Origin of the sequence: Streptomyces sp. NPDC050732, assembly GCF_040654255.1 — a bacterium.
Taxonomy (GTDB): Bacteria; Actinomycetota; Actinomycetes; order Streptomycetales; family Streptomycetaceae; genus Streptomyces.
Genome location: NZ_JBFAHP010000045.1, coordinates 59,494 through 70,120, shown reverse-complemented (window position 1 = coordinate 70,120; position 10,627 = coordinate 59,494). Strand labels below are relative to the sequence as shown.

Annotated in this window: 8 protein-coding genes and 1 pseudogene; 3 read left to right on the top strand and 6 right to left on the bottom strand. The window is 66.4% G+C overall.

Going from position 1 to position 10,627, the window contains the following annotated elements; genetic code table 11:
• Positions 1 to 320 precede the first annotated feature (320 nt).
• Positions 321 to 821, top strand: a complete 501-nt coding sequence (locus AB0H82_RS32055) for a hypothetical protein (protein WP_362999006.1) — start codon at positions 321 to 323, stop codon at positions 819 to 821.
• 27 nt (positions 822 to 848) lie between these two features.
• Here the strand turns inward: AB0H82_RS32055 and AB0H82_RS32050 are convergent, their stop codons facing one another.
• Both AB0H82_RS32050 and AB0H82_RS32045 read right to left on the bottom strand, forming a co-directional pair.
• Positions 849 to 4,085: an RHS repeat-associated core domain-containing protein gene (locus AB0H82_RS32050; RefSeq protein ID WP_362999004.1), complete on the bottom strand. Its 3,237-nt coding sequence runs from the start codon at positions 4,083 to 4,085 to the stop codon at positions 849 to 851.
• A 472-nt stretch (positions 4,086 to 4,557) separates the two neighbouring features.
• Positions 4,558 to 5,229 carry an HNH endonuclease family protein gene (locus AB0H82_RS32045; RefSeq protein ID WP_362999002.1) on the bottom strand — a complete coding sequence of 224 codons (672 nt, stop codon included), beginning with the start codon at positions 5,227 to 5,229 and terminating at the stop codon, positions 4,558 to 4,560.
• 404 nt (positions 5,230 to 5,633) lie between these two features.
• Between AB0H82_RS32045 and AB0H82_RS32040 the strand changes: the two are divergent.
• Positions 5,634 to 5,840 (top strand): annotated as a pseudogene (locus AB0H82_RS32040) (IS630 family transposase); the annotation flags it as partial.
• 54 nt (positions 5,841 to 5,894) lie between these two features.
• On the opposite strand, the gene AB0H82_RS32035 reads toward AB0H82_RS32040, so the two are convergent.
• Positions 5,895 to 6,167 carry a nuclear transport factor 2 family protein gene (locus AB0H82_RS32035; protein ID WP_362999000.1) on the bottom strand — a complete coding sequence of 91 codons (273 nt, stop codon included), beginning with the start codon at positions 6,165 to 6,167 and terminating at the stop codon, positions 5,895 to 5,897.
• A gap of 361 nt (positions 6,168 to 6,528) precedes the next feature.
• A complete protein-coding gene (locus AB0H82_RS32030) occupies positions 6,529 to 7,068 on the bottom strand; it encodes a phosphoribosyltransferase family protein (protein ID WP_362998998.1) in 540 nt (179 codons plus the stop codon).
• A 442-nt stretch (positions 7,069 to 7,510) separates the two neighbouring features.
• Here AB0H82_RS32030 and AB0H82_RS32025 point away from each other — a divergent pair, with 442 nt between their 5' ends.
• Positions 7,511 to 9,397: a hypothetical protein gene (locus tag AB0H82_RS32025; protein ID WP_362998996.1), complete on the top strand. Its 1,887-nt coding sequence runs from the start codon at positions 7,511 to 7,513 to the stop codon at positions 9,395 to 9,397.
• 52 nt (positions 9,398 to 9,449) lie between these two features.
• On the opposite strand, the gene AB0H82_RS32020 is transcribed toward AB0H82_RS32025, so the two are convergent.
• Entirely contained in the window at positions 9,450 to 10,115 is a 666-nt protein-coding gene (locus AB0H82_RS32020) for a hypothetical protein (RefSeq protein ID WP_362998994.1), read from the bottom strand.
• 256 nt (positions 10,116 to 10,371) lie between these two features.
• On the bottom strand, positions 10,372 to 10,581 hold the full coding sequence (locus tag AB0H82_RS32015; protein WP_362998992.1) for a hypothetical protein: 210 nt from the start codon (positions 10,579 to 10,581) through the stop codon (positions 10,372 to 10,374).
• Positions 10,582 to 10,627 lie beyond the last annotated feature (46 nt).

The following is a 10,627-nucleotide window of genomic DNA, read 5'->3' as shown; positions in this document are numbered from 1 at the left end:
CCCTACCCGCCGCTCTTCCGATCTGGTGGTGCGCCTGGCGCAGTACCGCAAGGGGCCCGTACACGCTGTGCGTGTACGGGCCCCTTGATCGAGCGCCGGGCAGGCCTTGCACCTGCATTTCCCTGCAGGAAGCGGGGCGTCTTTCCTTGGACCACCAACGCATCACCGGACGCCGCTAGTTGGGGCGACCAGTTCAAGATCTACTGTATCGGACAGCGGGCCGGGGTGGCGACATCAGGTGAGGGCTGGGCGTGAAGGCGGAGGGGGCAGGAGACCGCGCCAGGGCGGCTCGTGCGCGGAAGCGTTTGAGGTAGTAGGCCATGGCGGTACCGTTCGCGCTGCCGGCGGCGGTCGCCTCAGCGACCGCTTCCTTGAAGAACACCCGCGCTGCGGCCCTTTCGTGGTCGTCGGTGGCGACTTTCACCAACACGCCCTCGGGCTCCTGTCTCCGCCCGGGAGCCGGAACGTGGTCGGTGGCACAGCCGCTCCGGTTGGGTAACTCCTCGGCCGGCGCGGATCACATGGGGAAACGCGCGCTGATCACAGCCATGGGGAAGATCACCATTCAGGGCATCCTCCGGGACGGATGCGGACTCGTCGAACTGACGCCGTCTGGCGCTGATCCGCAGCAACGCCGCGATCTGGAGAAGCCTGAGGCTGAGGGTGCGCTGCCGCATGGCAGCGCACCCTTTCGCTCACTTCCTACGCTGGCGCATCAGTTTTGTCGCCATGGCGACTCCAATGATCACGACCACGACAACGATGAGAACCTGGCCCCATACGGGGAAGTCGGATCCACCGCCACGCCCCGCTGCGGATAGAGTCACCATTTTCTTGTCCTTCCTCTTTTAGAAGGTGTACTGAGCCGTCGCAGAGCATCCAGGGCTCGAGTATTCGGTGCTGATGCCAGCTGTGGTGTCGCCCTCATTGCTTACCGACGCCTTGTAGGGGCCCGCCGAGCATTCGATGCTGGCGGACGGGCCAGACGTAGCGTCACTACTGCTGGCGTCTATACCGCCGCTGGCTCCTGGGCTGCCTACACCTGCCGAGACACTGGGGTGTACGGATCCGTCGTCGTTGATCGCCACGCCTCCGCCAACGCACCCGCCAAAAGCACATACCTCGCCACTGATGCCGATAGAGCCCAAGCCACCCGGGTCGATGCGGTTGACGGGGTCGCCCTCGGCGTAGAGGTAGGGGTTCTTCTCCTGGCCGGAGGGGTCGGGGCTGTTGAAGCGGCCGATGTTGGGGTCGTAGTAACGGGCCGCGTAGTGGTACAGGCCGGTGGGATCCTGGTAGCCGCCGGCGAATCGGTAGGGCTGAGAGACCTTCTCCGAGGTCGTCGACCGCTCCACACCCCGGGGGCTGTAGCTGTAGGTGTTGACTTTGGTGCCGGACTCGTCCGTGACCGCGATGACGGAGCCGAGCGCGTCGGTGAGGTAGAAGTAGGTCTTTCCGTCCCGGGTCATGGAGTTCAGAGTGCCCCCGGGCTCGCGGTTGAAGCCCGTGTCCACACCGGCAGTTGAGGTGGCGGAGAGGCCGAGGGGGCCGTTGTGGAAGTAGGTGTCGCCGAGCTTGATCCGTTCGCTCTGGTCGGTGGAGCCGTACTGGCCCGCGTACGTCTTGCCCGCGACGGTCAGTGAGGTGAGCTGGCTGTGATCCGACCACTTCTCACCGGTCCGGGTGCCCTCCGGGGTGGAGGCGCCGGCGGTCTCATTGCCGTCGGCGTCATAGGACCAGTTCGCCGAGGAGCCGTTCTTCGCGGTGATCTGCTGGGCGTCGTTGATGCTGTAGGTCGTGCCGCGCGGGCAGTCCTCGGCGTTGCCCTGGCTGGTGAGGTTTCCGGCCAGGTCGTAGCAGTACTGCCAGGAGGAGTTGAGGGTGGAGCCCTTCTTCTCCGCGGCGTAGGAGAAGCGGCCGGCGCCGTCGTAGGTGTAGCTGGTCTTCATGCCGCTGACGGCGTCGGTCTTGGTGCGGATCTTGTTGCCGTCGGTCTTGGCGTCAGTGCCGTAGCCGTAGGTGTAGGTGAGGTCGACCAGGGTGCCCTTGCCGGAGGTCGCCTTGATCGTCTCTGGGCGGCCGGACTTGTCGACGCCGACGGTCTGCACGGTGCCGCCGGGGTAGGCGGTCTCGGTGCGCGCGTCGTTGCGGTTGTACTTGTACGTCGTCACCCGGCCCTGCGGGTCCTTGAACTCCTTGAGCTTGTTGACCTCGTTCCAGGTGTAGTCGACCTTCCCTGCCGGGTCCTGGTAGTAGTCCACGTTGCCGGCGGGGGTGTAGGCGAGCAGTGTCTGGGAGCCGTCCTGCAGCGTGCGGACGGTCTCTCGCTGGAGCGGGTCGAAGGTGTATTTGATGGTGCCGGTGGAGTCGTCGCGCTGGCGCAGGTTGCCGTCGCCGTCGTACCAGTAGCGGACCGTGTCGTTGGTGGTGGAGACGGTCTTGATCCGGTCGAGGTGGTCGTAGGTGAAGACCTTCTTGATGCCTCGGCCGTCGGTGAGGGTCTCGGTGCGTCCGAGGCTGTCGTAGGTGAAGGTGGTCTGGCCCAGCGGCTTGGGCGGGACGGCCTTGGTGAGGTTGCCCTTGTCGTCGTAGGTGAAGGACGTCTTGACCGTCTTGGTCGACGACATCTTCGTCTCGGCAGTGCAGCGCTGGCCTTCAAAGCCGCCGCAGGTCGGGGACGCGGGGTTGTAGGTATAGGAGACGCTGCCGCCGCCGGTGCCGGTCTGGGCGACTGACTTGGTGTTACCTGCGGTGTCGTAGGTGAAGGTGGTCTTCTCGCCGTCGGCGTTGGTGGCCTCCTTGGGCACGTCACCGCCGGCGATCGTCTGCCAGCTGGCCACCCCCTTGCCGCCGGTCGGAGCCTTCACGCTCTCCAGATTGTTGCGCGTGTTGAACCCGTAGTCGGTCACGTTGCCGGGCGTGGTGCCGGTGCCCATGGCGTCGGTAGCCGTGTCGATGTTGTGGTTCGCGTCGAACGACGTCTTCCGGTTCCGGTCCAGGGCGTCGGTCACGTCGGTGACCTGCCCGTCCCCGTCATGCTGGTACTTCGTGGCGTGCTGCTCGGGATCCGTGACGGTCGTCGTGCCGGCCGCTGTCGGCGACTCCGCACTGTACTTGTAGGTCCAGGTGGGGCCGGTGTGGCCGGAGCCGTTCAGCTCGGTGGCGCGCAGCATCGAGGTGACGCGGTTGTGGCTGTCGTAGGTGAAGACGGTGACGCGGCCCTCGGCCGTGGTGATCTTGGTCAGGCGGTTGGAGGTGTCGTAGCCGAAGGTGGTGGTCTTGCCCTCGGCGTCGGTGGTCTTGTGCAGATTGCCGTCCGGGTCGAGGTCGAAGACGGCGGTGCGGCCGGAGTTGTCCTTGGCCTGCCACTGCGAGGCGTCGGTCTTGAGCAGGTCGATCCAGCGGCCCGAGCGGGTCTCGGTCAACTTGAAGCCCTGGTGCTCGTCGCCCTTGTCGTGCTGGGTGACGGTGATGGTGCCCTTGTTCTTGTCGGTGACCTTGGTCAGGGTGCCGTGCTCGTCGTAGGTGTCCTTGGTGTGCGACTTCCAGTTGGTGACGGTGTAGGTGCCACCGGTGTTCTTCTTCAGCTCCTTGGAGTAGCCCTTGGGCGTGGTGAAGGAACCGTCGGCGGCCTTCTTGAACCGCAGGGTGTCGCCGGAGGCGTCATAGAGCACGACCTCGTCGTCCAGGACCTGGAGGTAGCGCTCGTACTGCTGCCACCAGCGCTGGGAGACCTTGCCCCACGGCGCATCCAGGGAGTTGTAGGTGCGCGCCAGAGTCAGCTTCTGGCCGACGCCGGCGATGGAGAAGTCGGTGGCGGTCAGCATCAGGTTGCCGGTGGAGAAGTTGATGCGGGCCGTCAGCGCGTCCGTGATCGCAAAGTTGCTGATCCGGTGCCACGGCACATCGCCCTGGCCCTCAGGCACATGCGGCGGGATCTCGGCAGGGGCGACACGTGCCGCGGCCGCCTCACCGCCGCGGGCCCGCTCCTTCTGCTGGGCCCTCCACCGTGCGACCTCATCAGAGGGCTTCGCCTCGGCCTGCGGTGTGGCTGGCTTGTTGGAGCCGACCTTCACCTCGGGCATCGTGAAGTTCGGGGCGTCCTTGCCCCATGCCGATCCCGGTTCGTCGGCTGCAGCGATACCTGCGGCCGGCAGCAGGGACAGCGTCAGAGCGCTGGCGGCCAGAGCCGCCGCTGTGGCATAGCGGGTTCTCTTGCGTGCACGCGAAACACGCGCACCGACGGTGCGTTGTAACAAGGCTTCCCCCCACAGGAAGACACATCTCGCAGACCCCAGTGGTCACGAGGCGCACACAAGTTGCCACACAACCCCCACAGATCACGCGGCACTTCCCCCGAACACCCGTGCAACACGGGATGGAACTGGCCCCTCCTCTTGGCGGTAGAAATCATGATGAAAGCCGCAGACGTCTTTCCCTTCGCGCCGCCGTTGCACTATGCGCAAACAGAAACATCCACAAAGTGACCGGATAGTTGCGGTCGGTCCTCGATCCCTGCGCCAGGCGTCAGCATCCGCCGCAGGGATCTTGGGATGGTCAGCCGGCGGGCTCGTACTCCACCCTCTCCTGCCCGCACCCGGCAGCCAGCTTCCTCAGCGCCTGCCGCTCGGCCTTGTCCACGGCCAGGCCCCAGCGCAGCTTGGTCGCCACCCAGTCGGTGGTGTACGTACAGCGGGCGTCCGCCAGCGGGGGCTGCCACTCGGCCGGGTCCTGGTCGGACTTCGAGCGGTTGCTGCGCGCGGTGACCGCCACCAGGGACCGCTCGTCGCCGAGATCGTTGGCGTAAGCCTTGCGGCGCTCCGCGCTCCACGTGCTGGCGCCCGAGTCCCAGGCCTCGGCCAGCGGCACCATGTGGTCGATGTCCAGGCCGCGGGGCTGGGTGAGAGTTTCCCCGTCGTAGTAGGAGTGCCACCGGCCGCCGGTGACCTTGCAGCCCGGGCCGATGATCGGCGCGGTGCGGGATTCGGCGATGAGGACCTCTTCGCGGGTGTTGCAAGAGTCGCGGTCCTCGTCGGTCCAGTGCTTGAACCAGGAGCGCTGATACCCGTCCCGCGACTCCGCGGCTGTGGGCAGGGCGGCGACCGCCTGCTTGAGAGTCATCGGGAGCGCGTCCGGGGCGGCGTCGGCGGCCGAAGCCGGGGACATGGTGGTGAGGGGCAGGGCGAGGAAGGCTGCGGCCAGCGCCGCGCGCATACAGTTCTTGATCACAACCCGTTGATACCGAGGCCCGCCGGCCACCGGGGATACTTCGGGTGGAGCGTCACCCGCGCGAGCGCAAAGGTCATACCGGCAGACCGCGGCGCCAAGCGCGATGACACGACCAGCTCATCGAACAGGACAGACGGCACCCGCCCTAAGATCCATGTCCGTGGCCGAGATCTCCGATGAACAGATCAAGCTGGAACGTTCCTGTGAGGAAGCGCGAGCGAAGCTCGCGGGTCTCGTCGACGACGAGTATCAGGCGCAGTGACGCAGCTGATACGAGGCAGCGGCCGCCTTCCAGTCCGCCGTCACCGCGCATGCCAACGACACCGGCCAGCCGCGCCACGAAGTCGAGCAGGCGGTGAAGAAGGCCGTGCGGCACGCCGACGAGGACCCGGCGGAGTAGGCACCCCATACGGATCCGGCCCACCGGCGGCAGCTGCTGGGCTGACCAGGGACACCCCGACCGGGTGCCCGCCACCTACCACCGCACCCACGGGGTGCGCTACTTCCACCGCTGCTACTCGGTCGGCGACGACAACCTGTGGGGCGTCAACCGTCGCAAGAAAGGCGCCGGGAACACGCTGGCCGCGCTGAAGCCGATCCGCGCCGCCCGGCGCGACTCTGCTGTTCGGCGGGGTCTGAGCGCACCGCGGCCAGGCAGAGGATGACTACGACGGAACCTCTCCGAAGACCATGCGGTGCCCGCGGGCTGTGTCCATGTATTCGCGCACCCGGTGGATCAGCTCGTCCCGGAGCTCGAAAACGAAGCAGTAGTCGTTGGCGTAGTGGTTGCCGTTGGCCAGAGTCGCCGTCATGGTCTCCTCCACGACCACCCGCTCGCCGTCGGCGTGGAACTCGTGGAAGGTGACCGTGACGTCACGCACGAACAAGCGGGGGAAGCCCTCAGCGAGGAAGCGCACGATCGCCTTCCTGCCGACCATGTGGCTGGGGGCATCGCAACTGGCAGGTGCCGCGGCGCCGTTCGCAAGCCACCCTCCATTCCACCGAAAAGCTCCACCCCACCCATGCTGCGGCCCCTTATTCCCGCTCCTGTTGGAACTCACCAACTCGTCGCTGCCGCAGAAGGGTGCGTCAACATGCGGCATGACTGCTTTATTGACGAGGCGTCACCTGAGGGAAAATCGCGGGTACTGGGCAGCCGCGACGACCCGCCAGAGCGCCACGCAATCACCTCCGGGGAACTCCTCGACAGCATCCGCAACCCTGCCCAGCCCGAGGCGGCAGCCCTCTAATGGGAGAGACACATCCGGCCAACTGGCCAATCGGCTAAACGGACACGTCTCAGGACCTTCCGTCCCAGGCCGGTAGTTCGGCGGCGGTGATGATGCTGCGGACGCCGAGGTCCGCCCGGCGGTCCGGGACTGTCTGGTCGACGACGACGGAGCAGCCGGCCCACTGCCCGCCGCACTCCTCGACCATCGACCGCACAGCCGATGCCTGGCTGCCCGTCTCGATCCAGTCGTCGACCAGCAGCACCCGGTCCCCAGGGCCCACCACCGCTCGCTGTAGACGCAGCTCCTGGCGAGTGCCCCGGTAGTCGGGGTCGCTGCGCCGGGCGACCTTCTCCCCCGGGAAGATCCCCTCGCTCTTGCGTACCGCGACGAAGCCGACGCCGAGCTCGACGGCCGCTGCCGCGCCGAGCAGGAATCCCCGCGACTCGATGCCGCAGACGGCCGTGACGCCGTCTTCCCGGAACGGTCCAGTCAGTGCGCGGACCACCGCAGCGAGCGTGCCGGGGTCACGGAAGATCTGCCAGACGTCGGCGTGGCCGCCGATCCAGCGGAAGCGTTCGAGGACCAGGCCGCGTGCGTGAGCCATCATGATCGCGAGTCTGCGGACGGACTGGTAGTCCAGGCAACCGGATTCCCCGTTCGGGACATGCAGGCCGACGGCCGGTATTCCAGCTCCGCCGTAATCCGGCGAGCGCTCTCCCCGTCCTGGCTGCGCGAGGGCCTCGTCCAGCTGGCCGAAACTCGCGTGAGTTACGTGTGTAGTGCAATCAGATCGTGACCGGGGGTGGTGCAACCGTGTGCAGCGTCACATCCGGCATCGGACGAACGAGCCGTGATGTCCGCTTAGTTGGTGTTGCTGTATGTGTGGCGTGGGGCCTAGGAATGTCGGCGGCGCGACTAACCGTAACCACATGAGTGAGGACGACGACTACGTGTCCAGTTCCACCAGACGAAGAGGTACCCTCGCCCGCTTAGCCATGGGCGTCACGGCTGCCCTGCTCTTGGGCTCCGGGATGGCTACCGCCGCTCCCGTGCCCGACCAGACGTCGAACCCCGGCCCCGACTACGCTCCGTCCTCCCGTCCCGCCGCAGGCGCGGAGAAGACCCTCAGGGCCAACTCGCACCGCCCGGAGTCGGGCAAGGACCCTGATGCCGGCCCGTCCTGGAAGCAGGTCGACGGTGGGCTTGAGACCTGGAGCGTGGAGACCACCAAGGTTCAACTGCGCAACAAGGTCACCGATAAGGACAACGACAAGGCCAACCTCACCTTCGAGGTCTGGACCATCGGCACGGACGGCAAACCTAAGACGCAGGTCAAGCTCACCGACGAAAATCCATACGGCGTCCTGGTCTCGAAGTTCGTCCCGAGCGGCTCTCGGGCGACCGTGACCGTGGACCCGTGGGTGCTGAAACCGAACGTCGACTACCTCTTCCGTACCAGTGCCTATGACGGCGGCCTGTACGAGACGGAGTGGTCTCCCTGGGCCCGGATGCGCATCGAACTGCCCATTGACCTCACCCTTCCCAAGCCGGACCACAACGCGCCGAACCCCGGCTTCACCACACCACCCAACAGCCATCAGACCAAGCCGCTGAAGTCCGCCACCGCCCGCAGCCCCTACAAGGCCGCCGAGCAGCAGTGCGGCCCGGCCGACAAGAACGGCGTTCAGGCGTGCGTCAAGACCAACCCGGTGCCGGACAAGCCCGCCGCCAAGTCCGGGAACCTGCGGGACGCCGGCTGGTGCGACACCTCCCCCGGTGCCTTCGCCGACCGGTTCAAGGAATGCGACAGGCGCTCGGTCACCTACTGGCTGGGCCCCGAGGACGACCCCATAGCGAAGGCCAATTTCACCTTCACCCGCGAGCTGCGCCTGAATGAGGCCATCGGCACGTTCACCGAACGGCTCACGGTCAAGGGCGATGACATTCCATCCGACTTCGACGGCGGTATCAGCCTGTCCGCGTTCAACGGCCACAGCTGTCAGTCCCCGTGCAAGCCGATCGAACCCCAGGGCGGCGACTGGACGGCTACGCCGCACTGGTACCCCGGCGACAAGCACAGCGCGACTCTGACCACGAAGTACACGTGGGATGACTCCGTGGCGGACAAGCAGTACCGGTTCAAGCCGGACGTGAAGATCGAGGGCACGGTGCACTCTCCCGGCGTCGGGCAGAGGGTCGACTACCAGTGGTCCAAGGACTACTGGGAGGAGAACCCCGACCTGGATGAGATCCGCTGTGACACCTTCACCACGCAGTACGACGGCACGGGCTGTGTTTTCGTCAACTCGGCCCCCAGCTACGTCTTCAACGCCAAGAGCTACCCTCAGGCCGCAGCGCACGCATGGCTGGTCCAGGAGAAGCTGAAAAACCAGCCGGGACGGTACGACAAGCCCCTCTACTACATGGGCGATGCCGCGCAGAACAAGAAGAACCGGGCCCGTATGTGCCCCACTGGGTGGGCCGCGGAAAACGGTGACGCCAGCGCTCTGGACGATGCGAACGACGAGTTGAACTGCGACGAGTTCGCTTTCGCCTCCTCCTACAACAGCGGCGGGATGAAGAAGAGCGAAGGTGGGCTCAACGAGGCCGTGCCCACGGACTCCACCACAGGCACCCCGAACGGGAAAGCATGCCTGCAGACCTTCGCGAAGAAGCAGGGCACGAAGATCCACCTGTACAACGTCGACTTCGGCGGCGGATGGGACAACGTGCCGCACTTCAACGAGGTGTGCGGCCGTTCGGCGATCTCCGGTGTCCACAATCAGGAGTCCATGGGGGCGAACTTCGCCTCGTTCATGAAGCAGATGCGGATCATGGACAGGGACGCCTACTGGCTCGACACCCGTATGAGCGGCCAGTGCGAGCCCACGGACGGCACCGGAAAGCCGTTCCGGTGCACGATGACCGCGAGGTAATCACCATCGCCTGACTGCTGGTGCGGGCCCGACGGGCCCGCACCAGCTCATCTCACGGATGCACAGGCCGCCAGGGACCCTCCAGGCCATCCTCGGGATCCATCCACACCAGACACCCCAGAGACAGCACGGGTTGTTGCCGGTCAGCCGTTTCCAGCAGGGGCCCAGCGCCGCTCTGAAGCAGCTCACAGACCGCCTCCAGGTAGGCGGCCACGGACGGCCAGGCCGGGGGTGACAGATCCGGGCCCGTCATGGTCGACCATTCCCCGACACCCCGCAGGGTCGGATCCGTCGACCATGAGGCATACATGCCGAACTCGCCGGCGCCACTTGGCTCCTCGGCGTCGAGGAAGGACACGAAGTCGGCCCCCTGCCAGGGATCGTCCTCACCCGGACCGAAGCGCAGACGCTGCCAGAGCGAGGCTTCGGGAGCGAGGAAGATCCCTCCGGGCAGGAACCGCCCCGCCCACAGCTCACCGTCCTCATTGCCTGGCACATCGACCTTCCGGACACCTCCGCACACCTGCCACAGAGCTTTCAGCTCGGGCGGGAAGCCGAAGTCGAGCACATGCATCAGACGGGCCTCCGCGGCCGCGACAGTGCCGGCATCCGCCGGGGGAAGCAGCGAGGCGTACGAGGCAGGCGCATACTCGGCCAGCCAGCCAGTAAGCCGGCCCCACACCCCAGTGATCTGCTCTATCTCGCTCTGATCAGACATCCAGCCAACCTACAAGCAGTCGCCCCCGTTTCGCCCGCGTACAGGTGCACGCACTCCGGGGTCACCGCCCACGGGCTGCACGCCGCGGCGTGCAAACACGTCGAGGGCGGCGAGATCGGCCTGCCCGTTGTCCTGCGGCCGGTCGGCTGTTGCGGCGACATCATCTTTCCCGGCGACGCGGGGAAGGAATGAGCCTTCCACCGCCATCGGCCCGACAGATACCGCACCGCTCAAGAGCGGGTGCCTTCTCGCAGGTTCAGCGGTGGGTGATCCAGTAGATGGTGAGGGTGATCAGGCCGCTGCCGCTGCCGAAGCAGGCTCCGCGCAGCATCTGGCTGAGGGCGGTGCGGCGACGGGCGCGGGCCCAGTGGCGGATGCGGCGGCCGCGGTGGGTGAGTGTGCGGCGGGTGTCGGCGATGGTGGTGCGGAACCGGTGTACAGCACGCCGCCGGCGGCTAGTCTTCATGAGGGATGTCCTTCGTCGCTTGGGTGTGTCGGGGGATGTCGTGCGA